The following is a 26,222-nucleotide window of genomic DNA, read 5'->3' as shown; positions in this document are numbered from 1 at the left end:
CCTTATTTACGGCTTTTGCGCTGCTTCTTAGGCTTGTCAGCCTTAGGCTCTTCAATTGGCATACCGCCTAGAACTTCACCTTTGAAGATCCAAACTTTAATACCGATAACACCGTATTGGGTGTGAGCCGAAGAAGTTGCGTAATCAATGTCAGCACGAAGAGTGTGTAGAGGTACACGACCTTCACGGTACCACTCTGAACGTGCGATTTCAGCGCCGCCTAAACGACCACCTACTTGAACTTTGATACCCTTAGCGCCAAGACGCATAGCGTTTTGAACTGCACGCTTCATAGCGCGACGGAACATAACACGACGTTCTAGTTGAGACGCGATGCTGTCACCAACTAATTGAGCGTCTAGCTCTGGCTTACGTACTTCAGAAATGTTGATCTGAGCTGGAACACCAGCGATCTTTGAAATATGAGCACGTAGTTTTTCTACGTCTTCGCCTTTCTTACCGATAACGATACCAGGACGAGCAGTGTGAATAGTCACACGGATGCTCTTCGCTGGACGCTCGATAACAACACGAGATAAAGACGCTTTTTTCAGTTCTTTAATAAGAAACTGACGTACCTTGAAGTCGCCATCTAGGTTGTCAGCGAATTCTTGGCTATTAGCAAACCAAGTGGTATTCCAAGGCTTAACGATGCCTAGACGAATACCATTAGGATGTACTTTCTGACCCATTGCTTTCTCTCCTAGTTAGCGGTCTGCTACAACAACAGTGATGTGGCTAGAACGCTTCAAGATGCGATCGGCACGGCCTTTAGCACGAGGCATAATACGCTTCATGGTAGGACCTTCGTCAACGAAGATTTTTGCAACATTAAGATCATCAATGTCTGCGCCTTCGTTGTGTTCTGCGTTAGCGATAGCTGACTCTAGAACTTTCTTAATTAAATCAGCAGCTTTTTTGTTGCTGAAGTTAAGAATTTCTAGAGCCTGTGCAACTGGCTTACCGCGCAGTTGATCTGCTACCAAACGTGCTTTCTGAGGCGAAATACGAGCAAAACGATGTTTAGCAATAGCTTCCATATCCTACTCCTTAGCGCTTCTTAGCTTTCTTATCTGCAGCGTGGCCGCGATAAGTACGTGTTGGTGCAAATTCGCCTAGCTTGTGACCGATCATTTCTTCAGAAACGAAAACAGGTACGTGCTGACGACCATTATGGACAGCGATGGTCAAACCGATCATCTGAGGGATGATCATTGAGCGACGGGACCAAGTCTTTACAGGCTTCTTGTCTCCGCTTTCCACCGCTTTCTCTACCTTCTTCAGCAAGTGCAGGTCAATGAAAGGACCTTTCTTGAGAGAACGTGGCATGGCTTATCCTCTGATAATTATTTTTTATTACGACTACGTACAATGTACTTGTCGGTGCGTTTGTTCGAACGAGTCTTGTAACCCTTAGTTGGTACGCCCCAAGGGGATACCGGGTGACGACCGCCTGATGTACGACCTTCACCACCACCGTGTGGGTGATCGACTGGGTTCATTACAACACCACGTACAGTTGGACGGATACCACGCCAACGTGAAGCACCAGCTTTACCTAGCTCACGTAGCATGTGTTCCGAGTTACCAACTTCACCAAGTGTCGCACGACATTCAGAAAGAACTTTACGCATTTCACCAGAACGTAGACGTAGAGTCACATAAGTGCCTGTACGTGCAATGATCTGAGCGTAAGCGCCAGCTGAACGAGCCAACTGAGCGCCTTTACCTGGCTTAAGCTCAACACAGTGTACTGTTGAACCTACAGGAATATTGCGCATTGGTAACGTGTTACCAACTTTGATTGCAGCATCTTCGCCAGACTGGATCATGTCACCAGCTGACACACCCTTAGGTGCGATGATGTAACGGCGTTCACCATCAGCATAAAGTACTAGTGCAATGTTTGCACTACGGTTTGGATCATATTCCAAACGCTCTACTTTTGCCGGGATACCATCTTTAGTACGCTTAAAGTCGATTAGACGGTAATGTTGTTTATTACCACCACCGATGTGACGTACTGTGATACGACCGTTATTGTTACGACCACCAGACTTAGAGTTTTTCTCTAAAAGTGGTGCGTACGGCTTACCCTTATGCAGGTCAGAGTTAACCACTTTTACTACGTGGCGACGACCCGGGGAAGTCGGCTTACATTTAACAATAGCCATTCTTCTTTGCTCCTAGCCTTACTCTGCACTACCAGCGAAGTCGATGTCTTGACCTTCTTTCAAGATAACGTACGCTTTCTTCCAGTCACTACGACGGCCTTGGCGTGCACCTTGACTTTTGGTCTTACCCTTAGCAACAAGAGTATTTACAGACTTAACTTCAACCTCGAACAGTTTTTCAACTGCTGCTTTAATCTCTCTTTTTGTCGCAGTAATCGCTACTTTAAACACGATAGTATTCGCGCTTTCTGCAGCCATTGTTGCTTTTTCAGAGATGTGCGGAGCACGTAGAACTGTTAAAATACGCTCTTCAGTGATCATGCTAGCATCTCCTCAACTTGCTTAACTGCAGCAGCAGTCATCACAATTTTGTCAAAAGCGATCAAGCTAACTGGGTCGATTGTCGCTGCATCACGAACGTCTACCTTGTAAAGGTTACGTGCTGCAAGGAATAGATTTTCATCTAACTCGCCAGTTACGATAAGAACGTCAGACAGATCAAGCTCTTTAAGCTTAGCTGCTAGTTCTTTTGTTTTTGGTGCTTCTACAGAGAAGTTATCAACAACGATTAAACGCTCTTGACGAACTAGCTCAGAAAGAATGCTCTTCATTGCACCACGGTACATTTTCTTGTTAACTTTCTGGCTGTGGTCCTGTGGACGAGCTGCGAAAGTTACACCACCGGTGCGCCATAAAGGACTACGAATAGTACCTGCACGTGCACGGCCTGTACCCTTCTGGCGCCATGGTTTTGCACCACCGCCAGAAACGTCAGAACGAGTTTTCTGAGCACGAGTACCTTGACGAGCACCTGCTGCGTAAGCAACAACTACCTGATGTACTAGAGCTTCATTGAAATCACGTCCAAAAGTAGTTTCGGAGACAGTTAGCGCATCAGCGCCTTTGACTACCAATTCCATTACTAACTCCTCGACCTACGCTTTAACAGCTGGTTTAACGATCACGTTGCCGCCGATTGAGCCTGGTACTGCACCTTTAATAAGAAGCAGATTGCGCTCAGCGTCAACACGTACGATCTCTAGGTTCTGAGTCGTAACACGCTCAGCTCCCATGTGACCAGCCATTTTCTTGCCTTTAAATACGCGACCTGGAGTTTGACATTGGCCAATTGAACCCGGTGCACGGTGAGACAAGGAGTTACCATGGGTCATATCTTGAGTACTGAAGTTCCAACGCTTAATTGCGCCTTGGAAGCCCTTACCTTTAGATGTGCCAGTAACGTCTACTTTTTTAACTTCGTTGAACAGTTCAACATTTAGCTCAGCGCCAACTGTAAACTCTTCACCATTTTCTAGACGGAATTCCCAAAGACCGCGTCCAGCTTCAACACCCGCTTTCGCGAAGTGACCAGCAGCTGGTTTAGATACACGGTTAGCTTTCTTAGTTCCAGTAGTGATCTGAATTGCGTTGTAACCGTCAGTCTCAAGAGATTTAACTTGAGTTACACGGTTAGCTTCAACTTCAACCACTGTTACTGGGATAGAAATGCCTTCTTCGGTAAAGATGCGGGTCATGCCCACTTTACGACCGATTAGACCAATCATTTCTTACTCCCCTTAACCTAGGCTGATCTGGACATCAACGCCAGCAGCTAGATCTAGACGCATAAGAGCATCAACAGTTTTATCTGTTGGCTCAACGATGTCGATAAGACGCTTGTGAGTACGGATTTCGTACTGATCACGTGCATCTTTATTGACGTGTGGAGAAGTAAGAACAGTGAAGCGTTCTTTACGTGTAGGAAGAGGGATAGGACCCTTAACCTGCGCGCCAGTACGCTTAGCTGTTTCAACGATTTCCGCTGTTGACTGATCAATCAGACGGTGATCGAACGCCTTAAGGCGGATACGAATACGTTGGTTCTGCATGAGACAGAGCTCCAATTAAAATTTACACAAACAATATCGCCATTCTAATTCGAATAAACGAATGAATGCCGATTGATTTATGTGAAACCGTAGTGCCCCATTTGGGCACGTTGTCAGTCAATTTAATGACTGCGAACATAAGTCAGAGTATACATTGTTAAGTCATATATAGATGACTTCTTCCTCAATGCTTATTGGTTCACAACTGTCTTTATAAGGACAGTGCGGTGCATTATACAGATCACACTTTAGAGTGCAAGCCTTGTTCGGAAAATAATCAAACAGAAGTGCTAAATAGTAATTGATACCCATAATAGAAAACCTAAATCAGCCTCATTATTACCATATTGTATTGATATATAAGTTAATCTTCATCGACAATTTGAGCCTGATTGTAGTTCGCTATACCCATCTTATCTATCAAGCCTAATTGAGTTTCCAACCAATCGACATGTTCTTCTTCTTCTTCCAAGATATCTTGAAATAAATCACGCGAAACATAATCTCGAACTTCTTCAGAATAAGCAATTGCATCACGCAGATCGGGAATGGCTGCCATTTCTAATGCTAAGTCAGATTCAATCATTTCTTGAGTATCTTCCCCGATGTTCAACTTTCCTAAATCTTGTAAATTAGGCAGCCCTTCTAAAAACAAAATACGCTCAACTAAATGATCTGCATGTTTCATCTCATCAATCGATTCGTGGTATTCCTTATCTGCTAGGTGCTTTAATCCCCAGTCTTTATACATTCTGGCATGTAGGAAGTACTGGTTTATCGCAACGAGCTCATTGCCTAATATTTTATTTAAGTGTTGAATGATTTTTGGATCGGCTTTCATTGGGAAGGCACTCCTCTATCAGTTCATCTAAGAATAGAACCGATTTTAAGGGTGTCAAAGGTTGCGGGATAGCGGCTACAGAGGGCTAACTGGCTTTTTCAAAGCTTATCGCTGTTGTTTCTTCGATAATATTTTTTGCTTGGCGAATACATTTACCACATTGGGAGCCTAATGACGTAATTTCTCGAATGCTTCGTATATCGCTGACTTTGTTTTCTTGGGTTAACATAACGATTTTTTTATCGGAAATACCAAAGCATACACAAACGTACATCGTGCTCTCACATAGTAATGAATTACGCAAACAATATAAACGAGAATCGTTTGCATTTCCATTAAGAATAGAGAAGTTTGATAGATGATTTAGTTCTTGAAAATGTTCATTTATGGGTTATTTAGAATAAGATTTAAATTCAGAAGCTTATACGAATAGCATATCTACAGCTCAATGTAGAAATTTAGATATAAAAAAAGGGAGCCTAAGCTCCCTTTTTGCGTTGTTCAATTATTGCAAATTAAGCAATGATTGTTGCAACAACACCAGCACCTACAGTACGGCCACCTTCACGGATAGCAAAACGTAGACCTTCGTCCATCGCGATAGGAGCGATTAGAGTAACAGTCATAGAAATGTTATCACCAGGCATTACCATCTCAACGCCTTCTGGCAATTCGATAGTACCCGTTACGTCAGTTGTACGGAAGTAGAACTGTGGACGGTAACCTTTGAAGAAAGGAGTGTGACGACCGCCTTCATCTTTAGAAAGAACATAGATTTCTGAAGTGAAAGTAGTGTGTGGAGTGATTGAACCAGGCTTAGCAAGAACTTGACCACGTTCAACTTCATCACGCTTAGTACCACGTAGAAGAACACCAACGTTCTCACCAGCACGGCCTTCGTCAAGAAGCTTACGGAACATTTCAACACCAGTACATGTAGTAGTGATAGTCTCTTTGATACCGATGATAGCAACTTCTTCACCAACACGTACGATACCTTGCTCAACACGACCAGTTACAACAGTACCACGGCCTTGAATTGAGAAAACATCTTCGATTGGAAGGATGAATGGAAGATCGATTGCACGCTCTGGCTCTGGGATGTAGTTATCTAGAGCTTCAGCTAGTTCAACGATTTTCTCTTCCCACTGAGCTTCACCGTTAAGTGCGCCAAGTGCAGAACCCATGATTACTGGGCAATCATCGCCTGGGAAATCGTATTCAGAAAGAAGTTCACGAACTTCCATTTCTACTAGTTCTAGTAGCTCTTCATCATCAACCATGTCACATTTGTTCATGAATACGATGATGTAAGGAATACCAACCTGACGACCAAGAAGGATGTGCTCACGTGTTTGTGGCATAGGACCATCAGTTGCAGCAACAACTAGGATACCACCATCCATTTGAGCAGCACCAGTGATCATGTTTTTAACATAATCGGCGTGTCCAGGACAGTCAACGTGTGCGTAGTGACGAGTAGGAGTATCGTATTCTACGTGAGAAGTAGAGATTGTGATACCGCGCTCGCGCTCTTCTGGAGCGTTATCGATAGAAGCGAAGTCTTTTGCATCACCACCGTACACTTTTGCAAGTGTAGTACAGATAGCAGCAGTTAGAGTTGTTTTACCGTGATCGACGTGGCCGATTGTACCAACGTTAACATGCGGTTTTAGACGTTCAAATTTTTCTTTAGACACGTTCGTGTTCCTTCCTAGTTAAGATACGCCCCCCACTAGGTTAGGGGACGCGTCCGAAGTTTGTATTTTATGCGTCTACAACTGTAGACGCAATAATGAAATTATGTTCGCTCTGCGATTATACGATTAGCAACATTCTTTGGTACTTCAGCATATTCGCTAAATTCCATAGAATAAGACGCGCGGCCTTGTGTTGCTGAACGTAAATCAGTTGCGTAACCGAACATTTCAGAAAGAGGTACTTGAGCACGAAGAATCTTAAGATTCGCCGGGCCATCATCCATACCTTCGATCATGCCGCGGCGACGATTAATGTCACCAACAACATCACCCATCCAATCTTCAGGTGTAGTTACTTCAACTTTCATCATTGGTTCAAGGATCACAGGGTTTGCATTTAATGCACCGTCCCTGAAGGCCATTGAACCAGCAATTTGAAACGCAATTTCGCTAGAATCTACATCATGGTAAGAACCATCGAAGAGTGTCGCTTTGACATCAAGAATAGGGAAGCCCGCAAGCACACCACTATTCATTTGCTCTTCAACGCCTTTAGCTACTGCACCAATAAATTCTTTTGGTACAGAACCGCCCACGATTTCATCAACGAAAACAAAACCTTCATCAGGTTCTGACGGTTCGATCTTCAGCCAAACATGTCCAAACTGACCGCGTCCACCTGATTGACGTATGAACTTGCCTTCAGATTTAGTTGTACCACGAATTGTTTCACGGTATGCAACTTGAGGGTTACCCACGTTACAGTCAACACTGAATTCACGTTTCATACGGTCAACAATGATATCAAGGTGAAGCTCACCCATGCCAGAGATTAAAGTCTGGCCTGATTCATTATCGGTTTCCACTCGGAAAGATGGATCTTCTGCCGCTAGTTTACCTAGCGCAATCCCCATCTTATCTTGATCAGCTTGAGATCTTGGCTCAACCGCAATCTGGATTACTGGTACAGGAAATTCCATGCGCTCTAAAATAATTTTATTATTTAAATCACACAGAGTATCGCCAGTAGTCACGCTTTTAAGGCCAATTGCTGCAGCGATATCACCAGAGCAAACTTCTTTGACCTCTTCACGCTTATTTGCGTGCATCTGAACGATGCGACCTAAGCGTTCACGTTTTTCTTTTACAGAGTTGTAGACAGTATCACCAGATTTTACAACACCTGAGTAAACACGCATGAATGTCAATGTACCTACGAACGGGTCAGTTGCGATTTTAAACGCAAGGGCTGCAAACGGTTCATCATCATTAGAATGACGCTCTGCAGCATTACCCAGTTCGTCTTCACCAGTGATAGCTTTCACTTCAGTTGGTGAAGGTAAGAAATCAATAACGGCATCTAGCACAGCCTGAACACCTTGGTTCTTAAATGCTGAGCCACACGTTGCCAAAACGATTTCATTATTCAATGTACGTTGACGAAGACCTGCCTTGATTTCTTCTTCAGACAGCTCACCTTCTTCAAGGTATTTTTCCATTAGTTCGTCATTTGCTTCTGCAGCCGACTCAACTAAGTTCATGCGCCATTCATCAGCAAGGTCTTGCATATCTGCTGGAATGTCTTCATAGGTAAAAGTCATACCTTGATCTTCAGAAGACCAATTAATAGCCTTCATCTTGAACAGGTCGATTACACCTTTAAATTCTTCTTCAGCACCAATATTAAGCTGGATTGGCACTGGGTTCGCACCAAGACGGGTTTTGATCTGGTCAACAACACGCAGGAAGTCGGCACCAGCACGGTCCATCTTGTTTACGAAAACCATACGTGGCACTTCATATTTATCAGCTTGACGCCACACAGTCTCAGACTGAGGCTCAACGCCTGAAGAACCACAGAAAACGACAACAGCACCATCGAGTACACGTAGAGAACGTTCAACTTCGATAGTGAAGTCAACGTGTCCAGGGGTATCAATGATGTTTATGCGATGCTCTGGAAACTGGGCTTCCATACCACGCCAAAACGTAGTAGTAGCAGCAGAAGTGATAGTTATACCACGCTCTTGCTCCTGTTCCATCCAGTCCATTGTAGCAGCGCCATCGTGCACTTCACCGATCTTGTGAGATAGGCCTGTATAAAACAGAATACGTTCGGTAGTCGTTGTTTTACCAGCGTCAACATGAGCACAAATACCAATATTACGGTATCGCTCGATAGGTGTTTTACGAGACACGGTTGTATCCTCTTACTAAGGGAAACCTTAGAGTATGGTTTAGATGCAACAGGAAACGCCTGCTGCATCCATTCGCTATTACCAGCGGTAGTGTGCGAATGCTTTGTTCGCATCTGCCATGCGGTGAACGTCTTCACGTTTCTTAACAGCAGTACCTTTGTTGTCAGCCGCATCAAGCATTTCGCCTGCAAGACGCTGAGCCATAGATTTTTCACCACGCTTACGCGCAGCTTCAACTAACCAACGCATAGCTAGTGCATTACGACGTACTGGACGTACTTCTACAGGCACCTGGTAAGTTGAACCACCCACACGGCGAGATTTAACTTCTACCGCTGGACGTACATTTTCAAGAGCTTTTTCGAATACTGATAAACATTCTTCACCAGAACGCTCAGTCATAGTATCTAGTGCAGTGTAAACGATTTTTTCTGCAGTAGATTTCTTTCCGTCAACCATAAGGATGTTAACGAATTTTGCCAGCAGATCAGATCCGAACTTAGGGTCAGATAGAATTTTACGCTGGCCGATTACGCGACGACGTGGCATGGATATATCTCCGTTGTCTTCTTCAGGTTATCCAAAACTTTTCAGTTTTTTCAAATTTAATTTAAATGTTTGGCCTTACTTAACGGAATCCATTAAGACTTAGGACGCTTAACACCGTACTTAGAACGACCTTTCTTACGGCCATTTACGCCTGCACAGTCAAGTGCACCACGAACGGTGTGGTAACGCACACCTGGTAAATCTTTAACACGACCACCACGGATAAGAACAACTGAGTGCTCCTGAAGGTTGTGACCTTCACCGCCGATGTATGAAGTAACTTCAAAGCCGTTAGTTAAACGAACACGACATACTTTACGTAACGCTGAGTTCGGTTTTTTAGGTGTAGTAGTGTAAACACGAGTACATACACCACGCTTTTGCGGGCACGCTGCTAGTGCAGGCACGTTGCTTTTTACAACTTGCTTTACACGTGGCTTGCGAACCAGCTGGTTAATAGTTGCCATTAAATAGCTCCTGAAATATTACTTTCGTAAAATGTGAAAAATCTGCCTCCCAACAACAGGAGGACGCGAAATTTTAGGCGTCGCACATTAGGGTGTCAAGATGTATACAACGAACAATCAGGTGATCATTTCTTAAACAATCATGAAATTTGACAGTTCACCCTATCCTAAGTGGGATTTTACTCCCATTTCATCTGTGCTTCATGTTGAACAGACAGCGAAACAAACCCTGTATAATCAACAACTTCAAAACACTCGTCAACTTTATCGGCAATTCCTCTCGCCAAGAGATCTTCTTTCAGTAAATATATTTTTACACCTGAAACTTTTATTGTTTTAGACCAAATATTTTCTCGTAATCCGGCAAAAACTGCATCTTGAAGCAATAAAATCTCATCATCTTGGCTTATATAGCGTAGACAGCTTTGCAAAGACTGGGTATGAAAAGGTGATGTGGTGACGGTATGAAGCATAAAACCCTCAGAAACTTAGAACACGCTGACAATGCTGTAATTTTGTTTTTATACCAATTTCATCGAGGGCAATAATGTCGATAATGAAATCATTTTTAGTTAACCCACGCATATTCATTGAATCTTGGCAGACGTAAATATTATCAATATCGTATAACTCAAGCATTTTAAACGTCGCAATATAATCACGCGACAAAACAAGAGCAGGCTGCTGATTTTTTACTAATTGAAATACACCATCATCCATAAAAAATAAATGCAGGTCTTCACTGTAAGCCGATGTCGCCAATACCGCATCTAACCCTTCTCGACCATTACTTACGCCGTGAGGTGCAGTTCGAAATACAAAGCCTAATGGTTTCATGTTGCTCTCTTAAAATGCAGCTTAAACAAAGTGTTATTTAGAATTGAATAACCCGATCTGCAGTTAACATAGATTCAGCTAACCCACCTAATCCAGCCTGTTCAAAGCCTGTTGCTAGGTTATCTGCTGATAACATGTTTTGTGCTGCTTCTTGCTTACCGACAACACCGCGGCGTAATGCCGCAGCTACGCACGTTTGTAATTCGATTGAATGCGTAATTGAAAGCTGTTGCCAAGCGGCAACAAGATCAAATTCATCTGAGGCGGGTACCGTCAACGCAGAGCCATTTTGTACCCCCTCTTGGTAAAAGAAGATACGTGATAACTGGTGCCCCTGCGCTAATAATGCCAATGCAAATTGATAAGCTGAACGTGCTGCTTGTGTACCATAAACGGGGCCATTAACCACCAACACGTAATTCAATGTCATTTTTCGCCATCCTCAGTCTTACGCTGGCGAATATATAAATACACTGTGTGCTTAGAGATATTCAGACGATCGGCCACACGGTTAATCGCATCTTTAATATCGAAAATACCTTTATCATAGAGATCCATCACTATCTGACGGTTCTTGGCATTATTTGAAACACTTTTATCGGCGTTAATTTCTTCGATTGTTCGCTCTACAGTTTGATCGACTAATTCATCCACATCGCTTGCAAAGTTAACCGTTGATGCCGCTTGTTTTGCTTCATCTGTTGGCATGAACGATTGCAGAATCTGCGAAAAAGGAGCATCTAAATTAACGTTAATACATAACAGACCAATGATGCGGTCTTCACCATTGCGAATCGCAATAGTGATGGATTTCATTAAGTCGCCACCTTTTGCCCGTGTAAAATAGGCACGCGAGAAATTACGTTCTGACCCTTCAATATCACGCAGCATACGTAGTGCTAGATCTGTAATTGGCGAACCGACTTTACGCCCTGTATTTTCACCGTTAGCAATTTTGATTGCAGAGGTATTGAGATCGTCCAAAGAATGCAAAACAATTTCACAAAAAGGCCCGATCAAGGCTGCAAGACCGTCAACAACGGCTTCGTATGAACGCAAAATGATGTAGTCATGCTCAGTAAAAGTGCGCGTTTCCACTAAATCATGTTCAATCATGACTTCAGAGCCAAAGTTATCTGTAGATGCCACTGCTAATTCTTCCATTGCAAATATCCATTACATTCATAATCTGCCTAATGTGCATTAAGAGATAATCAATAGAATGGACATAAAATCAAATCCTGTTAGTAAGTTTATCAGAATATATATAAAAAAAGACCCGACATGAGTCGGGTCTTATCAAACTATATGCTAATAAAATTAGCTTTGATTACACAATTTATTGCGTTTCAAGCTCTGTAGCTGGTTTATCCGCTTTAACAATCTGCAATAATTCAACTTCAAATACTAAAGTAGAGTTTGCTGGAATGCTTGGGTTTGCTTGTGAGCCATATGCTAATTCAGGCGGGATAACAAACTTAAACTTAGAACCAACAGGCATTAATTGAACACCTTCAGTCCAACCAGGAATCACCTGATTCAGCGGGAACGTTGCTGGTTGATTACGCTTATATGAGCTATCAAATTCAGTTCCGTCAGTTAATGTACCTTTGTAGTGAACTTGAACAGTATCTGTTGCTGCTGGTTTCTCACCTTCAGCTGATTTTTCTACTTGGTATAGTAGACCTGATTCAGTCTTTGCTACGCCTTCTTGTTTTTCAAACTCGGCACGGAATTCTTCACCCGCTTTAATGCTTTTCTCTGATTCTACTTTTGCTTTCTCAGCAACAATATCAGATACACGCTTATCAAGATCTTGAAGCGCTTGTTGTGTTTCTTCTGGCGTCATACGGCTCTTATTAGCGAATACATCGCTCACACCAGCAAGTACATCATCACGATTTAGCTCTAAACCAAGTTCTTTCTGCTGGTCTAAATTAGCTGATAAGTATTGTGCAAGTGATGCACCAATAGCATACGCTGATTTTTGATCTTCAGATGCAAACGCTTCTGTCGCTTTCTCAGAGGTTGCTTCAGCTGCTACCTGCTCTACTTTTGCAGGCTCTGCAGGTGTTGTTTCCGTCGTTTTTTCATCTTGACAGCCAACAGCTAATAAAATAGTTGCAGCCAAAAGAGACATCTTTAGAACAGGTTTCATGTATTTCTCCGTCATTCGATGAGGCTTACCCTCATTTCTCGCTTTGCCTTTCACTGTAGATGTGAAAAACTTGCCATATTAATATACTAATACCAATCTGATTAAATTGCTGCTTAGTCAGTACGTTAATCAAATAATATTTTCTTACATAATAATAAAGTGAACCGGAACCAGACCTTAATGCGCAAAGTATTCCTTATAGTAGGCTTCATTTTGGCACTCACATCACTTAGTGGCTGTTTTTTTTCATCGTCAGAGGTTAACCGTTGGGTATTAGCCTCTGATGGTGCCACCAGCTTTAGTCTCAGCCGTGATGGTCGCTTCGCTTTATTACACTCAACTAAACAAGGTATCTTGCTATGGGACTTACAGCAAAACAAAAAGTTAGCTGATTTTGGTTCTCAAGACCCACATCACAATACCGTCATTTCTAGTAGTATTTCTGATAACAACCAATTCGCCATAACCGCCACAGCCCAAAACTTTGCCGTATGGGATTTAGCATGGGGAAAGTCTGACGGATTATGGTCTCTTTCTGATGGCGTTATTCGTGATGTTGATATCGCTAACAATGGTCAGCATGTTGTATTAGCTTTATCTAACGGTAAAGCCTTATACATCGACTTGGGCACTGGGCGACGCTTAGAGTTCCTTGCTCATCAAGAAAAAGTGAACTCAGTCGCGATTTCTGCCAATGGGCAATATGTGCTATCAGGCGGAAATGACTACTTTGCTTATCTATGGGATACCCGTTCAGGGCAGATCATTCATACCTTTGAGCATACTTCACGAATAAATCGAGTCGCCCTTCAGCGTGATGGTAAATTAGCGATGACGGCAGATGGGGGGAATGATATTTTTATTTGGGATTTGCAAACAGGGAAGAAACAAACAGCGCTTTCCATTCATTTACGTCAACAAAATTTATCTAGCGCACGCTTTTCTGATGATGGAACAAGGTTAGCAACTGGCACCCCTTCTCGCAGGGTGGAACTTTGGGATACCACAACAGGCAAGAACATAGGCCGATGGGAAGCGGCACCACTACAAGATGCTCGACCACCGTCAGCAGTGGTGTATGATGTTGCTATTTCGCCTTCAGGGCAGGTAGTCTCTGGTACATCAGCTGGTATTGCCCAAACCTGGACAACAGATTAAATCCCATCAGAGTATTCTCTGAGCGGTATAACATTTTTGGTACCTAACCTCATGACTGATATTGAAAAACTACAAGCTCAAGTTGACGAGCTAGAAATGAAGCAAGCTTTTCAAGAACAAACAATCGATGATCTTAATGAAGCACTAACGGATCAACAATTTCAATTTGATAAAATGCAGGTTCAGCTTAAATTCTTGGTGGGTAAGGTTAAAGGCTTTCAGTCATCAAATATGGCCGAAGAATCGGAAGAGACTCCGCCGCCACACTATTAAGTGTTCTCGCAAGCAAAATTCAAATAAAAAAACGGGAAGCAAATGCTTCCCGTTTTTTGTTGTTCATTAAGAGTAATACTTAATAAATAAAGCTATTAGTGAGAACAGCCACAGCCGCCTTTGTCTTCGCCGCCACAGCAGCCTTCTTCTTTTTCTTCACCGTGGTCGTGATCGCCACAGCTACCACCGCCACAACAACCACCACCTTGGTGAATGTGACCGTGTGAAATCTCTTCTTCCGTAGCTGCGCGAACAGCAACAACTTCAGCAGTAAAAGTCAGTGTTTGACCTGCAAGCATATGGTTACCATCAACAACAACTTCGTCGCCATCAACTTCAGTTACTTCAACAGGGATTGGTCCCTGATCAGTATCTGCTAAGAAACGCATACCAACAGTGATTTCATCAACACCTTGGAATACGTCTGCAGGTACACGTTGTACCATTTCATCTACGTGTTCGCCGTATGCATCTTCAGGAGCAACAGTTACTTCAAATTTGTCGCCCGCTTCACGGCCTTCCAATGCTTTTTCTAAGCCAACGATTAGGTTGTCATGGCCGTGTAGGTAATCAAGTGGTGCGTCAACAGTTGACTGATCAACTACAGCGCCTTCTTCAGTTTTTACTTGATATGCCAAGCTTACTACGATGTCTTTAGCGACTTTCATGTTTACTCCGAAAATTTGAGCTAGGTGTTAAGGCTGCATGATACCGAATTCTTGTACCAAGATGCTAATCATAAGCGATCTATTCAGGTTTAAAAATACCGATAACCTGCTGGCCCTTATCTTCAGCAAGGTGTTCACTTTGCTCTACAGACTTAGGAAGACGACGATCTACGTGATGACACTCTACGCATTCGACAATCTCAATTTCATTTTCTTTCCACCAGCGCAAGGTGTCTTGCTTGCTACAAGCAGGACATACCGCACCAGCAATAAATCTTTTCTTTGCCATACTACTCATCCCTTTATTGCACGCGTCCCTTTGCTACAACTCGCTGAATAACAACGATTCTGCATTGAGTATGATGTGTGCCTTGTTATAAACACATCAATCCCAGCCATTGTGTCTATCTCGCTCACCACGCATCTCTCGGTCAAAAATTTCTTCGAGCTCTTTGCGGGCTTCTTTGGAACGAGAAGCAAGATGAACATCTTCCGAATGCTGCGGCAATAAATCTCGTAATGCCGTAGTGTCTAGTTTACGGAAGTGTGCTTCAGCGCGCTTGGCTTTGTATGGGTGCATGCCTAAAGATATGAGGGCTTGTCGACCTAAATCAAGAGCACCAGCAAAAGTTTCACGCGAGAAGTTATCAACCCCATGACTCAATAACTGGTGCGCCTCTACCCGGCTGCGTGCGCGCGCCAGTACTTTCAGCTTTGGAAAATGCTGCTGGCAAAGGGTAACGACTTCCATCACTTCATCGGGCTCATCAGTACAAATTATGATAGCTTCTGCTTTATCTGCCCCTGCTGCCCGTAATAGATCCAGCTGAGTTGCATCGCCATAATACACCTTGTAGCCAAACTTACGTAAAAACTGAATTTGGCTAGGGTCACGCTCTAATACCGTAACGCGTATTTTATTGGCAAATAATAGACGCCCTACCACCTGACCAAAACGCCCAAAGCCTGTAATAATCACTCGAGGCTCACGATCAATCACATCGCTTTCTAAAGCTTCATCTTCTGATTTAAAGGTATGAATAAACCAACGGTCTTGCAGTAAGAGAATTAAAGGCGTTGTCATCATTGAAATACTAACAACCACTAATAGGAATGACGACAACTGCGTCCCTAATAATCCTTCACCTTGAGCGGCGGTAAATAAGACAAACGCAAATTCACCACCTTGACTTAAAATTGCTGCCATCTGACTACGCGATTTAGCCCGAATACCGAATAGTCGAGCGAGTCCGTACAAGAGTAAACCTTTCACTATTACTAAGGCAGCAACTGCAGCTAAAATTTGTAAAGGGAACTCGAATAACAGCCCCAAATTAACCGCCATGCCGACAGAGATAAAAAACAGCCCCAGCAATAACCCTTTGAACGGTTCGATCGCAATTTCTAATTCATGACGGTATTCACTTTCAGCCAATAACACCCCGGCTAAAAATGCCCCTAGTGCCATAGATAGCCCTAGAGACTGCATACCTAATGCAATACCAATAACCAGCAAGAGTGCCGCGACATTAAATAGTTCACGCACCCCACTAAGTACCACCCAACGAAATAATGGGCGCAATAAAAAATGACCGCCAACCAATAAAGCCGCAATACCACCGATCATCCAAGCAAAATCAAGCCAACTGCCCCCTCCGCCTCCCGCTAAAATCGGCAGTACCGCCAGCATTGGGATTACGGCAATATCTTGGAATAATAAAACGGAAAAGCTCGATTGACCGGTTTCGCTACCGTCGAGGCTCTTCTCTTCAATAACCCGCAATGCAATCGCAGTAGAAGAAAGTGCTAACCCCATACCGATTACCAATGCATCTCGCCAAGAAATAGAAGGCATCAGGCTACTGCAGGCCATAACAATGCCTGCAATCACTAAACTCGTCACCAATACTTGCCCGCCGCCCAGCCCCAATATTGGGCTGCGCATTTGCCAGAGTTTTTTGGGGTTTAGCTCTAAGCCAATCAAGAACAGAAGTAATACGACACCAAATTCAGAAAAGTGCAGGATCGCTTCCACATCTGATATCAGCCCTAATCCCCAAGGACCAATCGCAATACCCGCGATAAGGTAGCCCAATACCGAACCTAACCCTAAACGCTGAGCAATAGGCACCGCAACAACGGCAGCCGCGAGGAAAATAACGGTTACAGACAAAACATCATTCGCCATCGTTATTCTCCTTACCTTCTCCATCATCTGATGGAATTTGCTCACTATCCACTAACGGATGCTGTAACCACTCTCGATAATCTGCACAATGCTGCTGTCGTTCTTCAAGCGGTATACGCCTAGCCCAGTGTAAAATCAACGGCTCCATCCATGTCATCTGGCATAAATCAGCCGTTAGTTCGAACGGTCGTAGAATTTCAGCAATGCTGCATCGGTTATAGCCGTCAGGGGTATATGCTTCTGCCGCGCCACCGGTTGTGACCACTGAACGCCAGTATTTCCCTTTGGTGGATACCCCTTCACCGTGGGCATAGCCTTTGCTTAGCACTACATCGATCCACTCTTTCAATAAAGAAGGGCAAGAATACATATAAAGTGGATGTTGGAAGACAATGATGTCATGTTGCTCCAGCAGCTGGTGCTCGAAAACCACATCAATAAAGAAATCAGGATAAGCGGCATATAAATCATGGACAGTAACATTCGACAAGTCGGCAATGCTTGCTAGCATCTCTTGATTCGCCACCGATTCTTGTGGATCTGGGTGCGCATAAATCACCAGAATTTTTGGCTGTCCTTGTTTGGTCATAACGTCCCTTGCTATATCCTTGAGTAAAAGTGCTCTGCTATATAGCCAAAATATTCTTAACTAATATGCACATAATACATAATTATAACTTGTACGGGATATTGATCGTGAGATTGCCCAATTCTTCTTACTAGATTTAGCCGCATAATTATTACGGTGTTAGCAGTCAATGCCAGTTTGGTATAGACTGCCGCTAATTTCGAGCACTTTTTTTTGCGGAGCGGGCTACCCCGACACTATCGATGATTACCTTTTCGGACATGCAACTTTTACGAGGCGGTAAAGTCCTTCTCGATAACGCCACGGCGACAATTCATCCCGGTGACAAAGTCGGGCTAGTAGGGAAAAACGGCTGTGGTAAATCCACCTTATTTGCTTTATTAAAAAATGAACTGAGTCTAGATGCCGGTAATTGCCAATTCCCATCTAACTGGGAATTAGCCTGGGTAGCACAGGAAACACCCGCACTTGAACGCAATGCCATTGACTACGTGATTGACGGTGATCGTGAATACCGTCAACTTGAACGTGAATTAGCCGCCGCTGAAGAAAGTAATAACGGCATTAAAGTAGCCGAACTCCATGCCAAATTAGATACCATTGGCGGTTACACAATCAATGCGCGCGCGTCTGAATTACTCGACGGCCTAGGGTTTTCCCAAGAACAAATGCAATGGCACCTCACCCAGTTTTCTGGTGGTTGGCGTATGCGTTTGAACCTAGCCCAAGCACTGCTATGCCGCTCCGATTTACTCCTACTCGATGAACCGACTAACCACTTAGATCTCGATGCTGTTATGTGGTTAGAAAAATGGTTACAAAGCTACCGCGGCACCTTAGTACTGATTTCTCATGACCGTGATTTTCTTGATCCTGTGGTTAATCGTATTATCCATGTAGAAAACCAAACGCTAAACAGTTACACCGGTAACTATTCATCGTTTGAAGTACAACGGGCAGAAAAGTTGGTACTGCAACAAGCCATGTATCAGAAACAGCAGAAGCAAGTTTCTCACATGCAATCGTATATTGACCGCTTCCGTTACAAAGCGAGCAAGGCGCGCCAAGCACAAAGTCGAATTAAAGCGCTCGACCGAATGGAAAAAGTATTGCCAGCTCAGCTTGATAACCCATTTTTGTTTGAATTCCGAGAGCCACAAGCGTTACCAAATCCAATTTTAATGATGGACCAAGTCGCTGCGGGTTATAGCAACAACCTTATCTTAGAAAAAATCCGCCTGAACCTCGTACCAGGTAGTCGTATTGGCTTATTAGGGCGTAACGGTGCCGGTAAATCGACTCTGATCAAATTGTTATCGGGTGAGCTTCCAGCACAAGCCGGTGATTTAACCTATTCACAAGGTGTGAAGATTGGTTACTTTGCTCAGCATCAACTAGAAACACTGCGCCTTGACGATACGCCATTGCAGCATTTAGCCCGACTCGCACCGCAATCTACCGAGCAACAGCTGCGTGATTACCTCGGTAGCTTTGGTTTCAATGGTGAAAAAGCCCTTGATAAAGTCGGACCTTTTTCCGGCGGCGAGAAAGCACGCTTAGTATTAGCTTTACTTGTATGGCAACGCCCTAACCTATTGCTACTCGATGAACCAACCAACCACCTTGATTTGGATATGCGCCAAGCATTAACCTTTGCGCTGCAATCTTATGAAGGTGCGATGGTTATCGTTAGTCACGACCGTTACCTATTACGTGCGACAACGGATGATCTGTATCTGGTGCATGATCGCCAAGTAACGCCATTTGATGGTGATCTATCGGATTACCATAAATGGTTAACCGAACAGCAACGTAATGAGCGCCGAGAACTACAAGCCGCTAAGCCTGAAGTAAGCAAAGAAAACAGTGCCGCATCACGTAAAGAACAGAAACGATTAGAAGCCGAGTTACGTAAGCAAACAGCACCATTGCGCAAAAAAATCACGCAACTTGATAAGCAGATGGAAAAGCTCAGTGCCGATATTAGCGATGCGGAAGAGAAGCTAGCTGATTCAACTATCTATGAAGCAGATAATAAAGCCCTACTGCACGAGCAACTTAAACGTCAGGGAGATGCTAAATCAACATTAGAGGATGTTGAGATGGAGTGGATGGATCTGCAAGAAGAGCTGGAATCAATGGAAGCTGCGCTGAATGCAGACAGCTAGTACTGTAATACTGAACTCGCAGGATTTTTGGCAGTTCAGCCTGAGCCATTATGCTCAGGCTGGGGTGCAACCTGCGTGTCTCACGTTGCAAGATTCCTATCAGGGCAACGTTAATCTTGCCCTGCTATTACATTGGTTTGATATCCAGAAGATTCAACTTAGCGATGCTAAGCTACACTCTCTGGTGGTAAGCCTTGTATCAAATGATTGTCGGTTGCAGCAGTACCGGGCAATGCGTAAACAGCTTAAACCGCAAGTAGATCTTGTGGGTTACCAGCAGTTACTAGCATTTGAGCTAGCACTGGAGCAAGACCAACAGCATGCACTTATCACCCAATTCAATCAATTTAACGTCTCACCACCAAAAGTAATCTCCTCTTCACTACTTACCAATAATTTAGAGCGTTACTGCTTGCAACAAAAAGCGACTGTATTGCTATCTAAACTCCAAGCCGAATAATCACTTATCTACATAAATGCCTTACCAAATCATCACCACACAGCTGGCAGTTAATATACCCATAGCAATATTAAAAACACGACGTGTTTGAGGGCTATTGAGCCACCTGCCAATCAAAGTGCCAAAACTTGCCCAAATAGATACACTCGGAAAACACACTAAGAAAAAAATCACCGCAACCAAACCTGCAGATTGCCAATAATTGTCGCCCGCCATGGTAAAGGTACTAATAGCCGTTACCGACATCATCCACGCTTTTGGGTTCACATACTGAAACATCGCCGCAGCCATAAACGTCATCGGCTCGCCATCTTGCTGATCCGCTCGGATGCTTGGCTTGGCAGTCGCAATTTTCCACGCGAGATAGAATAAGTACGCGCTACCGGCCCAACGTAAGATTTCATGCAAAATCGGAAAACGGGTAAACATAACACCAAGCCCAGCCGCAACCAATACAATCATCGAAACTAAGCCAGAACCGATCCCCATCATGTGGGGTAACGTACGCCAGTAACCAAAATTCGCCCCCGATGCCGTCACCATCAAATTATTCGGACCAGGTGTACCGGTCATCGTTGCCGCAAAAGCCGCTAAAGACATAATAAACTGCCATTCTAACATCACTGTCACCCTCCTGATTTATGGTTCATTACCAACCTAACTCAAATTGTATCGATACAATTCAAGTACTCTTTGTGTTTTGATTGTTTTTCACGCACAATTAACCCTAACAGTTGGCTTAACAGTGATCAAAAGGTTTATTGTCACCATGACAATCATGAATATTGTATTAAAACCCACTACCAGTGAGCACAAAAGTGATCCTATCTACCGTCAAATTGCCGATGCGATTGCATTGCAGGTAGATTCTGGGCAATTACAGCCTGGTAGCAAATTGCCCACCCATCGCGCATTAGCCGATCAGCTCACTGTCACTGTTGGAACAATTACCCGCGCTTATGCAGAAGCAGAGCGACGAGGTCTGGTCGAAGCGCGTATCGGTGCAGGCACTTATGTGTGTCAGGCAAATCAACCAAGCTGGGTTTATAACTATTCAGAGCAAGAAGAAGAGGAATGTAACTTCGGCTACAACATTCCCCCGCGCCTTGATCGATCGGACATGCTCAAACACGCAATGGCGAATATTGCTGCGCACCCTGAGCAACTGAATCAAATGATGCTGTATCAAGATCCGCAGGGGCTAGCCGAGCACCGTGACATTGTGTGTGGGTGGCTTCAGCAGAAAGGATTTGAACTTGACCCACAGCGCGTACATTTTACCTCTGGCGGGCAGCATGCAGCCCAATTAGTGCTCGCCGCTTTTTGCCGTAGTGGGGATACGGTATTGGTTGAGCATGTGTCATACCCCGGATTTTTAAGCTTGGCACGCCAGCAACAAATATCGATAAAACCTGTTGAAATGGATGAAGAAGGGCTCATACCTGCAAGCTTAGAAGCCGCTTGCCGTTTGTATCAACCGCGTATTATTTACAGCACCCCAACCTTACAAAACCCAACAACAGTAACGATGGGCGAGCAACGCCGCCAAGACATCCTCGCGATTTGCCAACAGCACCAAGTATTATTTGTTGAAGACGACGTGAATGGGCTATTGCCAACTGAGCGCCCGACACCAATGGTGAACATCAATTCAGAACAAGTGATCCATATTGGTGGGCTATCTAAATGTCTAGCTCCTGGATTGCGCCTTGGTTATATTCAAGTACCCACACGATTACAAAAACGCTTAAACGCCGCCTTGCATAATCACAGCTTAATGATCAGCCCTTTGCTAACAGGCATCGCCTGTGAGTTGATTATTAGCGGGGATGCTGATCGTATCTTGCGTCAAATACGTACTGATATTACTCAGCGCCAGCAACTCGTGGCTCAACACCTTGGGCACTTTGATATTCAACATAGCCCTCATAGCTTTCATGTATGGCTGACACTGCCCGACTACTGGCTATTGAGCGACTTTGTTCAGGTCGCTAATCAGCAAGGTGTCGTGGTTAAATCTGGGGAATTGTTCTCGCCGCCAGGCAGTACCATTCCACCAGCCATTAGACTTGCCATCAGTGCCCCATTTACACATAGGAAGTTGGAACAAGGATTGCTTATACTTTCTGAGTTACTTAAAAAAGATCCCATTAACGATTTCACGCTCTGAATCTATACACGAGCTAATGTATTAAACGGAGAGCCCTATGCCTTTTAAGCCAGCGAGCGGTCTCAAGAACGCACACCTTCAAACCCTTTTACCGCGTTTTATTCGTCGCAAGCCATTGTTTACGCCCGTTACTCAGCGGCTCGAAACACCCGATGGAGACTTTTTGGATTTAGCATGGACAGAGCAACCCAATAACGATCACCAACAACCCTTGATGATCCTTTTTCATGGTTTAGAGGGCAGTTTCGGTAGCCCGTATGCCAATGGTTTATTGCACGCTGCTAAACAACAAAATTGGCTCGGGGTTATGATGCACTTTCGAGGTTGCAGTGGAGAGATTAATCGCCAGCCTCGCAGTTATCATTCAGGTGAGATCAATGACGCCACATTTTTTATCCAATGGCTAAAACAACAATTTCCTAACCGACCCTTTTTTGCCGTTGGGATCTCGCTCGGTGGCAATATGCTGGTGAACTATTTAGCCGCCGCAGGTGACCAATCAGGGCTCACCGCAGCACAGGTTATTTCACCCCCCTTAAATTTAGCGTCATGTTCAGAACGAATCCAACAAGGCTTTTCTAAGGTTTATCAGCAATATTTATTAAACTCGATGAAAAAAAATCTAATCAAAAAGATTATGAACCTAGCCGATGAAATGCCGATTGCTCCACAACAAGTCGAAAAAATTCAGTCGTTATGGCAATTTGATGAACTGGTCACCGCCCCTTTGCATGGCTTCAAAGATGCGGCTGATTACTATCAACAATGCAGTGGTATTGATAAATTACAACACGTCAAAATTCCGCTACGTGTTATTCACGCCAAAGACGACCCTTTCATGACCGAGGCCGTTATTCCAGCACAACCCCTGCCTTCTCACGTGGATTACCACTTAACGCCTAATGGTGGGCATGTTGGCTTTGTGTCTGGTTCGTGGCGAAACCCAAACTTTTGGTTAGAAAAAACAGTGCCGGAATGGTTTCATCGACATATAAGCTAAAACCGAGCGCTGAAGCCTAACAGCTAACTAAAACAACTGATAAAATAGTCAGCTTAAATCACTCTCTTTATTTGTGCGCATTATGATCATACCTTGGCAAGACCTTACCCCTGATACACTTACTAGCTTAATTGAACATTTCGTTCTACGTGAAGGCACTGATTACGGTGATAATGAGCTCACCATGGAGCAAAAAGTACAGCATGTTCGCCAACAATTAGATGCAGGAGATGTGGTGATAGTATTCTCTGAATTACATGAATCTGTCGATATTAAATTACGTAGCGAACTGGGGTAGTTATTAACAACTCAAGATATGCGACTGATAGCATTTTCAATATTTGAGAACGACTTTACCTTGACCTAGACTTAACATCCTGTTAATAACTTGTAGCGTAATCTTAACGACAGGATATTTCATGTCTGCAAAACATCCCATTATTGCAGTGACAGGGTCGTCTGGTGCGGGAACCACCACCACCTCTGAAGCTTTTCGTAAAATGTTCAATATGATGAACATCAATGCCTCGTGGCTTGAAGGCGACAGCTTCCATCGTTATACCCGTCCAGAAATGGATGTTGAAATTCGCAAAGCGAAAGAGCAAGGTCGTCATATCAGTTACTTTGGCCCTGAGGCCAACGACTTTCCACAACTCGAAAAATTCTTTCGCCAATATGGCGATGATGGTAGCGGTCAGTTCCGACGTTACTTGCACACATTCGATGAAGCCGTACCGTACAATCAAATGCCGGGGTCTTTTACCCCATGGCAAAAGCTACCAGAAAATACCGATGTCTTATTCTATGAAGGTTTACACGGTGGCGTGGTTGATGGTGAGGTAAATGCGGCTGAACACGTTGATTTGCTAATCGGCATGGTACCGATTGTAAACTTAGAGTGGATTCAAAAAATCGTTCGTGATACCCGTGATCGCGGTCATTCACGTGAAGCCGTGATGGAATCGATCGTCAGGTCGATGGACGACTATCTTAATTACATCACACCACAATTTTCTCGTACCCACATTAATTTTCAACGCGTCCCCACGGTAGACACATCCAACCCATTTAGTGCCAAGGGGATCCCAAGCCTAGATGAAAGTTTTGTGGTGATCCGTTTCCGTGGCATCGAGAATGTCGATTTCCCTTATTTGCTGTCGATGATCCAAGGCTCGTTCATGTCACGCCACAATACTTTAGTTGTGCCGGGCGGTAAAATGAGTTTTGCGATGGAGCTTATTGTCCGTCCACTCATCCAGCAACTGATTGATACCGGCAAAGTCGGGTAAACGACGTTAGCTAAATATAGCCAATTAAATCTGACAAAAACAATAGCTAAAAACGAGTAACGGCACTATCAGTCCGTTACTCGATTTTTTAGGCGTTAACGACCTCATAGGAATGGGTTAATTCAACCCCTTTTCCTAACATTAAGCACACTGAGCAATATTTTTCTAATGAATCACTAACCGCTTTAGCCACCAGCGATTCATCCAAATCATAGCCAGTTACAACAAAATGCAGATTCGCACCGGTAAATAATCGAGGGGATTGCTCTCGGCGTTCGGCGTCAATTTGTGCCTCACAGGCTGTGATTTTTTGTCCCGCAGATTTTAATCCGTCGACGACATCTACCGAGCTACATCCACCAGCAGCCATCAAAACAAGTTCCATTGGGCTTGGTGCTTTTTCGCCACTATTACCGTCCATCACAACACTATGACCCGAATTTGATTGAGCAAGGAAAGTCATTCCTTCTACCCATTTCACGCGTGATTTCATCGCATTCTCCAATTAACTAATGACTGTGTGATCATGTGCACACTTATGAGTACCAAATGACGGCTCCAGATAGATCAATATCAAGAAATACCCGTCGAAAAAAGATAAACTCAAGGGTAATTATTCAGGTTAGCTTGCAGCACAGCGGCTGAATGAATATCCTAATCAGCGAACAATACTATTGTTAGGCCCACCGTCAAACTATAGGGATGTCGTTGTTGGGCAACAAACGCAGAGGAAGTTAGTAATATGGTACCAGGTAAACCTCAAACAGATCCTACTCTAGAGTGGTTTCTTTCCCATTGCCACATCCACAAGTACCCTTCAAAGAGTACTTTGATTCATGCTGGTGAAAAAGCAGAAACGCTTTATTACATCGTGAAAGGCTCTGTTGCCGTATTGATTAAAGATGAAGAAGGTAAAGAAATGATCCTTTCTTACCTTAATCAAGGTGACTTCATTGGTGAGCTTGGCTTATTTGAAGAAGACCAAGAACGTACTGCATGGGTACGTGCTAAATCACCTTGTGAAGTGGCTGAAATTTCGTTCAAGAAATTCCGTCAACTTATTCAGGTTAACCCTGACATTCTAATGCGTCTATCTTCTCAAATGGCAACTCGCTTACAAGTGACTAGCCAGAAAGTAGGTGACCTTGCATTCTTGGATGTTACAGGCCGTATCGCACAGACATTGCTAAATCTTGCTAAGCAACCTGATGCGATGACTCACCCAGACGGTATGCAGATTAAGATCACTCGTCAAGAAATCGGCCAGATCGTTGGTTGTTCTCGTGAAACAGTTGGTCGTATTCTTAAAATGCTAGAAGAGCAGAACCTTATCTCTGCTCACGGTAAGACTATTGTTGTTTACGGCACTCGCTAAACATCCATAAATTACCATTCTAATAAAGCCGCTTTGAGCGGCTTTTTTTATATCTCTGTTTGTTATATAGA

At 43.8% G+C, this 26,222-nt stretch carries 34 protein-coding genes; 9 read left to right on the top strand and 25 right to left on the bottom strand.

Translation table 11 applies throughout. The features are described 5' to 3' along the window. Nucleotides 1-2: 2 nt before the first annotated feature. The 19 genes from rpsC to fkpA all read right to left on the bottom strand — a co-directional run bounded on the left by rpsC (nt 3) and on the right by fkpA (nt 12,813). Nucleotides 3-692 (bottom strand): 30S ribosomal protein S3, encoded by a 690-nt coding sequence (rpsC, locus tag C9J47_RS17325; protein WP_006232345.1) that lies wholly within the window; start codon nt 690-692, stop codon nt 3-5. 15 nt (nt 693-707) lie between these two features. Continuing rightward, nucleotides 708-1,040 carry a 50S ribosomal protein L22 gene (gene rplV, locus C9J47_RS17320; RefSeq protein WP_005302797.1) on the bottom strand — a complete coding sequence of 111 codons (333 nt, stop codon included), beginning with the start codon at nt 1,038-1,040 and terminating at the stop codon, nt 708-710. 10 nt (nt 1,041-1,050) lie between these two features. Next, nucleotides 1,051-1,329: a 30S ribosomal protein S19 gene (rpsS, locus tag C9J47_RS17315; RefSeq protein ID WP_007469141.1), complete on the bottom strand. Its 279-nt coding sequence runs from the start codon at nt 1,327-1,329 to the stop codon at nt 1,051-1,053. 17 nt (nt 1,330-1,346) lie between these two features. Next, nucleotides 1,347-2,174: a 50S ribosomal protein L2 gene (rplB, locus tag C9J47_RS17310; RefSeq protein WP_006232342.1), complete on the bottom strand. Its 828-nt coding sequence runs from the start codon at nt 2,172-2,174 to the stop codon at nt 1,347-1,349. An 18-nt stretch (nt 2,175-2,192) separates the two neighbouring features. Continuing rightward, nucleotides 2,193-2,495: a 50S ribosomal protein L23 gene (gene rplW, locus C9J47_RS17305; RefSeq protein WP_006232341.1), complete on the bottom strand. Its 303-nt coding sequence runs from the start codon at nt 2,493-2,495 to the stop codon at nt 2,193-2,195. After that, nucleotides 2,492-3,094 (bottom strand): 50S ribosomal protein L4, encoded by a 603-nt coding sequence (gene rplD / locus C9J47_RS17300; protein ID WP_006232340.1) that lies wholly within the window; start codon nt 3,092-3,094, stop codon nt 2,492-2,494. Before rplD ends, rplW begins: the two co-directional genes overlap by 4 nt. Nucleotides 3,095-3,109: 15 nt before the next feature. Continuing rightward, nucleotides 3,110-3,739: a 50S ribosomal protein L3 gene (rplC, locus tag C9J47_RS17295; protein WP_006232339.1), complete on the bottom strand. Its 630-nt coding sequence runs from the start codon at nt 3,737-3,739 to the stop codon at nt 3,110-3,112. A 12-nt stretch (nt 3,740-3,751) separates the two neighbouring features. After that, nucleotides 3,752-4,063: a 30S ribosomal protein S10 gene (rpsJ, locus tag C9J47_RS17290; protein WP_006232338.1), complete on the bottom strand. Its 312-nt coding sequence runs from the start codon at nt 4,061-4,063 to the stop codon at nt 3,752-3,754. 364 nt (nt 4,064-4,427) lie between these two features. Further along, nucleotides 4,428-4,904 (bottom strand): bacterioferritin, encoded by a 477-nt coding sequence (bfr, locus tag C9J47_RS17285; protein WP_107254624.1) that lies wholly within the window; start codon nt 4,902-4,904, stop codon nt 4,428-4,430. An 85-nt stretch (nt 4,905-4,989) separates the two neighbouring features. Continuing rightward, complete coding sequence (locus C9J47_RS17280) at nt 4,990-5,178, bottom strand: (2Fe-2S)-binding protein (RefSeq protein WP_107254623.1); 189 nt, start codon at nt 5,176-5,178, stop codon at nt 4,990-4,992. Between the two features lie 241 nt (nt 5,179-5,419). Continuing rightward, nucleotides 5,420-6,604 (bottom strand): elongation factor Tu, encoded by a 1,185-nt coding sequence (gene tuf, locus C9J47_RS17275; RefSeq protein ID WP_107254622.1) that lies wholly within the window; start codon nt 6,602-6,604, stop codon nt 5,420-5,422. A gap of 101 nt (nt 6,605-6,705) precedes the next feature. After that, complete coding sequence (gene fusA / locus C9J47_RS17270) at nt 6,706-8,802, bottom strand: elongation factor G (RefSeq protein WP_107254621.1); 2,097 nt, start codon at nt 8,800-8,802, stop codon at nt 6,706-6,708. Between the two features lie 78 nt (nt 8,803-8,880). After that, a complete protein-coding gene (rpsG, locus tag C9J47_RS17265; RefSeq protein WP_006233899.1) occupies nt 8,881-9,351 on the bottom strand; it encodes a 30S ribosomal protein S7 in 471 nt (156 codons plus the stop codon). A gap of 92 nt (nt 9,352-9,443) precedes the next feature. Beyond that, nucleotides 9,444-9,818: a 30S ribosomal protein S12 gene (gene rpsL, locus C9J47_RS17260; protein WP_006233900.1), complete on the bottom strand. Its 375-nt coding sequence runs from the start codon at nt 9,816-9,818 to the stop codon at nt 9,444-9,446. Nucleotides 9,819-9,997: 179 nt separating this feature from the next. Then, a complete protein-coding gene (gene tusB / locus C9J47_RS17255; protein WP_107254620.1) occupies nt 9,998-10,291 on the bottom strand; it encodes a sulfurtransferase complex subunit TusB in 294 nt (97 codons plus the stop codon). A gap of 7 nt (nt 10,292-10,298) precedes the next feature. Further along, on the bottom strand, nt 10,299-10,655 hold the full coding sequence (tusC, locus tag C9J47_RS17250; protein ID WP_107254619.1) for a sulfurtransferase complex subunit TusC: 357 nt from the start codon (nt 10,653-10,655) through the stop codon (nt 10,299-10,301). Nucleotides 10,656-10,692: 37 nt separating this feature from the next. Beyond that, complete coding sequence (gene tusD / locus C9J47_RS17245) at nt 10,693-11,085, bottom strand: sulfurtransferase complex subunit TusD (RefSeq protein ID WP_107254618.1); 393 nt, start codon at nt 11,083-11,085, stop codon at nt 10,693-10,695. Further along, nucleotides 11,082-11,771, bottom strand: a complete 690-nt coding sequence (locus tag C9J47_RS17240) for a helix-turn-helix transcriptional regulator (RefSeq protein WP_373456046.1) — start codon at nt 11,769-11,771, stop codon at nt 11,082-11,084. The genes tusD and C9J47_RS17240 overlap by 4 nt, the downstream gene beginning before the upstream one ends. A 223-nt stretch (nt 11,772-11,994) precedes the next feature. Further along, complete coding sequence (gene fkpA, locus C9J47_RS17235; protein ID WP_107254617.1) at nt 11,995-12,813, bottom strand: FKBP-type peptidyl-prolyl cis-trans isomerase; 819 nt, start codon at nt 12,811-12,813, stop codon at nt 11,995-11,997. A 180-nt stretch (nt 12,814-12,993) separates the two neighbouring features. On the opposite strand from fkpA, the gene C9J47_RS17230 reads away from it, so the two are divergent. Further along, on the top strand, nt 12,994-13,971 hold the full coding sequence (locus C9J47_RS17230; protein WP_107254616.1) for a WD40 repeat domain-containing protein: 978 nt from the start codon (nt 12,994-12,996) through the stop codon (nt 13,969-13,971). 51 nt (nt 13,972-14,022) lie between these two features. Further along, nucleotides 14,023-14,244: a SlyX family protein gene (locus C9J47_RS17225; protein ID WP_107254615.1), complete on the top strand. Its 222-nt coding sequence runs from the start codon at nt 14,023-14,025 to the stop codon at nt 14,242-14,244. 95 nt (nt 14,245-14,339) lie between these two features. On the opposite strand, the gene slyD is transcribed toward C9J47_RS17225, so the two are convergent. From slyD to kefG, 4 genes are all read right to left on the bottom strand, one after another. Then, nucleotides 14,340-14,912 carry a peptidylprolyl isomerase gene (gene slyD, locus C9J47_RS17220; RefSeq protein WP_107254614.1) on the bottom strand — a complete coding sequence of 191 codons (573 nt, stop codon included), beginning with the start codon at nt 14,910-14,912 and terminating at the stop codon, nt 14,340-14,342. Between the two features lie 79 nt (nt 14,913-14,991). Continuing rightward, nucleotides 14,992-15,201, bottom strand: coding sequence for a YheV family putative zinc ribbon protein (locus tag C9J47_RS17215; protein ID WP_006233822.1), 210 nt, complete (start codon nt 15,199-15,201; stop codon nt 14,992-14,994). 96 nt (nt 15,202-15,297) lie between these two features. After that, a complete protein-coding gene (gene kefB, locus C9J47_RS17210) occupies nt 15,298-17,100 on the bottom strand; it encodes a glutathione-regulated potassium-efflux system protein KefB (RefSeq protein ID WP_107254613.1) in 1,803 nt (600 codons plus the stop codon). Beyond that, nucleotides 17,090-17,689, bottom strand: coding sequence for a glutathione-regulated potassium-efflux system ancillary protein KefG (gene kefG / locus C9J47_RS17205; RefSeq protein WP_107254612.1), 600 nt, complete (start codon nt 17,687-17,689; stop codon nt 17,090-17,092). The genes kefB and kefG overlap by 11 nt, the downstream gene beginning before the upstream one ends. 242 nt (nt 17,690-17,931) lie before the next feature. On the opposite strand from kefG, the gene C9J47_RS17200 reads away from it, so the two are divergent. Both C9J47_RS17200 and C9J47_RS17195 read left to right on the top strand, forming a co-directional pair. Continuing rightward, nucleotides 17,932-19,857 carry an ABC transporter ATP-binding protein gene (locus tag C9J47_RS17200; protein WP_107254611.1) on the top strand — a complete coding sequence of 642 codons (1,926 nt, stop codon included), beginning with the start codon at nt 17,932-17,934 and terminating at the stop codon, nt 19,855-19,857. Further along, nucleotides 19,844-20,317, top strand: coding sequence for a TIGR02444 family protein (locus C9J47_RS17195; RefSeq protein ID WP_107254610.1), 474 nt, complete (start codon nt 19,844-19,846; stop codon nt 20,315-20,317). The genes C9J47_RS17200 and C9J47_RS17195 overlap by 14 nt, the downstream gene beginning before the upstream one ends. A gap of 21 nt (nt 20,318-20,338) precedes the next feature. Here C9J47_RS17195 and C9J47_RS17190 read toward each other — a convergent pair whose 3' ends face one another. Next, nucleotides 20,339-20,938, bottom strand: a complete 600-nt coding sequence (locus tag C9J47_RS17190) for a LysE family translocator (protein WP_107254609.1) — start codon at nt 20,936-20,938, stop codon at nt 20,339-20,341. A 148-nt stretch (nt 20,939-21,086) separates the two neighbouring features. Between C9J47_RS17190 and C9J47_RS17185 the strand changes: the two genes are divergently transcribed. The 4 genes from C9J47_RS17185 (at nt 21,087) to C9J47_RS17170 (ending at nt 24,776) form a co-directional block, all read left to right on the top strand. Further along, nucleotides 21,087-22,487 carry an aminotransferase-like domain-containing protein gene (locus C9J47_RS17185; protein WP_107254608.1) on the top strand — a complete coding sequence of 467 codons (1,401 nt, stop codon included), beginning with the start codon at nt 21,087-21,089 and terminating at the stop codon, nt 22,485-22,487. 37 nt (nt 22,488-22,524) lie between these two features. Beyond that, nucleotides 22,525-23,487: a hydrolase gene (locus C9J47_RS17180; RefSeq protein ID WP_107254607.1), complete on the top strand. Its 963-nt coding sequence runs from the start codon at nt 22,525-22,527 to the stop codon at nt 23,485-23,487. Nucleotides 23,488-23,569: 82 nt separating this feature from the next. Continuing rightward, nucleotides 23,570-23,785, top strand: coding sequence for a YheU family protein (locus C9J47_RS17175; RefSeq protein WP_107254606.1), 216 nt, complete (start codon nt 23,570-23,572; stop codon nt 23,783-23,785). Nucleotides 23,786-23,906: 121 nt separating this feature from the next. Then, nucleotides 23,907-24,776: a phosphoribulokinase gene (locus C9J47_RS17170; RefSeq protein WP_011217107.1), complete on the top strand. Its 870-nt coding sequence runs from the start codon at nt 23,907-23,909 to the stop codon at nt 24,774-24,776. Between the two features lie 88 nt (nt 24,777-24,864). Here the strand turns inward: C9J47_RS17170 and C9J47_RS17165 are convergent, their stop codons facing one another. After that, complete coding sequence (locus C9J47_RS17165; RefSeq protein ID WP_107254605.1) at nt 24,865-25,269, bottom strand: OsmC family protein; 405 nt, start codon at nt 25,267-25,269, stop codon at nt 24,865-24,867. A gap of 249 nt (nt 25,270-25,518) precedes the next feature. Between C9J47_RS17165 and crp the strand changes: the two genes are divergently transcribed. Beyond that, complete coding sequence (gene crp / locus C9J47_RS17160; RefSeq protein WP_006233834.1) at nt 25,519-26,151, top strand: cAMP-activated global transcriptional regulator CRP; 633 nt, start codon at nt 25,519-25,521, stop codon at nt 26,149-26,151. Nucleotides 26,152-26,222 lie beyond the last annotated feature (71 nt).

Origin of the sequence: Photobacterium indicum (genome assembly GCF_003026215.1) — a bacterium.
Taxonomy (GTDB): domain Bacteria; phylum Pseudomonadota; class Gammaproteobacteria; order Enterobacterales; family Vibrionaceae; genus Photobacterium; species Photobacterium indicum.
Note: the sequence above shows the minus strand (reverse complement) of the source record. Positions and strands in the feature narration are given on the sequence as shown.

What these genes read in the sequence shown, in the direction of transcription:
- rpsC (WP_006232345.1), bottom strand. Translation starts at nt 692, where the DNA reads ATGGGTCAGAAAGTACATCCTAATGGTATTCGTCTAGGCATCGTTAAG.
- rplV (WP_005302797.1), bottom strand. Translation starts at nt 1,040, where the DNA reads ATGGAAGCTATTGCTAAACATCGTTTTGCTCGTATTTCGCCTCAGAAA.
- rpsS (WP_007469141.1), bottom strand. Translation starts at nt 1,329, where the DNA reads ATGCCACGTTCTCTCAAGAAAGGTCCTTTCATTGACCTGCACTTGCTG.
- rplB (WP_006232342.1), bottom strand. Translation starts at nt 2,174, where the DNA reads ATGGCTATTGTTAAATGTAAGCCGACTTCCCCGGGTCGTCGCCACGTA.
- rplW (WP_006232341.1), bottom strand. Translation starts at nt 2,495, where the DNA reads ATGATCACTGAAGAGCGTATTTTAACAGTTCTACGTGCTCCGCACATC.
- rplD (WP_006232340.1), bottom strand. Translation starts at nt 3,094, where the DNA reads ATGGAATTGGTAGTCAAAGGCGCTGATGCGCTAACTGTCTCCGAAACT.
- rplC (WP_006232339.1), bottom strand. Translation starts at nt 3,739, where the DNA reads ATGATTGGTCTAATCGGTCGTAAAGTGGGCATGACCCGCATCTTTACC.
- rpsJ (WP_006232338.1), bottom strand. Translation starts at nt 4,063, where the DNA reads ATGCAGAACCAACGTATTCGTATCCGCCTTAAGGCGTTCGATCACCGT.
- bfr (WP_107254624.1), bottom strand. Translation starts at nt 4,904, where the DNA reads ATGAAAGCCGATCCAAAAATCATTCAACACTTAAATAAAATATTAGGC.
- C9J47_RS17280 (WP_107254623.1), bottom strand. Translation starts at nt 5,178, where the DNA reads ATGTACGTTTGTGTATGCTTTGGTATTTCCGATAAAAAAATCGTTATG.
- rpsG (WP_006233899.1), bottom strand. Translation starts at nt 9,351, where the DNA reads ATGCCACGTCGTCGCGTAATCGGCCAGCGTAAAATTCTATCTGACCCT.
- rpsL (WP_006233900.1), bottom strand. Translation starts at nt 9,818, where the DNA reads ATGGCAACTATTAACCAGCTGGTTCGCAAGCCACGTGTAAAGCAAGTT.
- tusB (WP_107254620.1), bottom strand. Translation starts at nt 10,291, where the DNA reads ATGCTTCATACCGTCACCACATCACCTTTTCATACCCAGTCTTTGCAA.
- tusC (WP_107254619.1), bottom strand. Translation starts at nt 10,655, where the DNA reads ATGAAACCATTAGGCTTTGTATTTCGAACTGCACCTCACGGCGTAAGT.
- tusD (WP_107254618.1), bottom strand. Translation starts at nt 11,085, where the DNA reads ATGACATTGAATTACGTGTTGGTGGTTAATGGCCCCGTTTATGGTACA.
- C9J47_RS17240 (WP_373456046.1), bottom strand. Translation starts at nt 11,771, where the DNA reads ATGATTGAACATGATTTAGTGGAAACGCGCACTTTTACTGAGCATGAC.
- fkpA (WP_107254617.1), bottom strand. Translation starts at nt 12,813, where the DNA reads ATGAAACCTGTTCTAAAGATGTCTCTTTTGGCTGCAACTATTTTATTA.
- C9J47_RS17230 (WP_107254616.1), top strand. Translation starts at nt 12,994, where the DNA reads ATGCGCAAAGTATTCCTTATAGTAGGCTTCATTTTGGCACTCACATCA.
- C9J47_RS17225 (WP_107254615.1), top strand. Translation starts at nt 14,023, where the DNA reads ATGACTGATATTGAAAAACTACAAGCTCAAGTTGACGAGCTAGAAATG.
- slyD (WP_107254614.1), bottom strand. Translation starts at nt 14,912, where the DNA reads ATGAAAGTCGCTAAAGACATCGTAGTAAGCTTGGCATATCAAGTAAAA.
- C9J47_RS17215 (WP_006233822.1), bottom strand. Translation starts at nt 15,201, where the DNA reads ATGGCAAAGAAAAGATTTATTGCTGGTGCGGTATGTCCTGCTTGTAGC.
- kefB (WP_107254613.1), bottom strand. Translation starts at nt 17,100, where the DNA reads ATGGCGAATGATGTTTTGTCTGTAACCGTTATTTTCCTCGCGGCTGCC.
- kefG (WP_107254612.1), bottom strand. Translation starts at nt 17,689, where the DNA reads ATGACCAAACAAGGACAGCCAAAAATTCTGGTGATTTATGCGCACCCA.
- C9J47_RS17200 (WP_107254611.1), top strand. Translation starts at nt 17,932, where the DNA reads ATGATTACCTTTTCGGACATGCAACTTTTACGAGGCGGTAAAGTCCTT.
- C9J47_RS17195 (WP_107254610.1), top strand. Translation starts at nt 19,844, where the DNA reads ATGCAGACAGCTAGTACTGTAATACTGAACTCGCAGGATTTTTGGCAG.
- C9J47_RS17190 (WP_107254609.1), bottom strand. Translation starts at nt 20,938, where the DNA reads ATGTTAGAATGGCAGTTTATTATGTCTTTAGCGGCTTTTGCGGCAACG.
- C9J47_RS17185 (WP_107254608.1), top strand. Translation starts at nt 21,087, where the DNA reads ATGACAATCATGAATATTGTATTAAAACCCACTACCAGTGAGCACAAA.
- C9J47_RS17180 (WP_107254607.1), top strand. Translation starts at nt 22,525, where the DNA reads ATGCCTTTTAAGCCAGCGAGCGGTCTCAAGAACGCACACCTTCAAACC.
- C9J47_RS17175 (WP_107254606.1), top strand. Translation starts at nt 23,570, where the DNA reads ATGATCATACCTTGGCAAGACCTTACCCCTGATACACTTACTAGCTTA.
- C9J47_RS17170 (WP_011217107.1), top strand. Translation starts at nt 23,907, where the DNA reads ATGTCTGCAAAACATCCCATTATTGCAGTGACAGGGTCGTCTGGTGCG.
- C9J47_RS17165 (WP_107254605.1), bottom strand. Translation starts at nt 25,269, where the DNA reads ATGAAATCACGCGTGAAATGGGTAGAAGGAATGACTTTCCTTGCTCAA.
- crp (WP_006233834.1), top strand. Translation starts at nt 25,519, where the DNA reads ATGGTACCAGGTAAACCTCAAACAGATCCTACTCTAGAGTGGTTTCTT.